Raw genomic sequence first — 1,164 nt, forward strand, 5'->3', positions numbered from 1 at the left:
CTAAATAACTGTTCCGAATAGTAGATCACTGGAGGAAGGGAACTCAGTCCAGTTTGTGCGATCTGATTAGTCGCCAAACAAAACAAGCCACACCCAAAGGACTGAGTTGATGCCTATCCTACCACCCCTGCCACGACCACAACGGCGCCACATTCACAAAATCATCCATGCCACGCGTGATAAAGGACATGCTCGTCGCTTGATGGCCATCTTGCTGTTACATGAAGGACGCACGATCACTGATGTTCATCACCTTACCGGCGCTGCTCGTTCGACCATCGGCCGTTGGCTTCGGTGGTATCGGGATGAAGGTGTGGGTGCGTTAGAAGCCTTACCGGCTGGCCGTGCCCCAGTCTTACCTGTCGCCAAGATTGTCACCTTACTGGTGCTGCTTATGCAGTTTTCTCCGCAAGATTTTGGTTATCAGCGCAGCCGCTGGTGTACCGAACTATTGGCTATCAAAATCAATCGGTTAACAGGCCTCAATATGGCAGCCTCCACGCTCCGCCGATGGTTACCTCGTATGGGCATTGTCTGGCGAAGGCCCGTGCCAACCTTGCGGATAAAAGACCCGGCCTATCAGGAGAAAATGGCGGATATCGACGCTGCGCTGGCCCGCTGTGATGCCGATAATCCGGTGTTTTATGAGGATGAAGTCGATATAGACCTCAATCCCAAATTAGGGGCCGACTGGATGTTCAGAGCGCAGCAAAAGCGGGTTGTCACACCGGGACAGAACGCGAAACATTACCTGGCAGGCGTTCTCCATGCAGGTAACGGAAGAGTACTTTATGTCAGTGGGATAAAGAAAAACTCATCCCTGTTTATCGCCCTGCTGGAAAAGCTGCGTCGCCACTACCGACGAGCCAAAACCATCACGCTGATCCTCGATAACTACATCATTCACAAAAGCAAACAGACCGAGCGATGGTTGAAGAAGAACCCCAAGTTCTGCCTGGTATTCCAGCCAGTTTACAGTCCTTGGGTTAATCACATCGAACGGCTGTGGCACAAGTTACATGAAACCATCACGCGCAATCATCAATGCAGAGGGATGGCCAACCTGCTGGCCCGAGTGAAACACTTCATGGATACCGTGTCTCCTTTCCCGGGGAATGGCTATGGCACAGCGAAGGTGTAGCACTATTAGGATCAGTTATTTAG

At 51.5% G+C, this 1,164-nt stretch carries 1 protein-coding gene; it reads left to right on the forward strand.

From position 1 onward, the window contains the following. The first annotated feature begins 109 nt into the window (after positions 1 to 109). Positions 110 to 1,141, forward strand: a complete 1,032-nt coding sequence (locus BN4575_RS20320; protein ID WP_068979564.1) for an IS630 family transposase — start codon at positions 110 to 112, stop codon at positions 1,139 to 1,141. The last annotated feature ends 23 nt before the right edge of the window (positions 1,142 to 1,164 follow it).

It is taken from the genome of Aeromonas sp. EERV15 (genome assembly GCF_900079845.1).
Taxonomy (GTDB): domain Bacteria; phylum Pseudomonadota; class Gammaproteobacteria; order Enterobacterales; family Aeromonadaceae; genus Aeromonas; species Aeromonas sobria.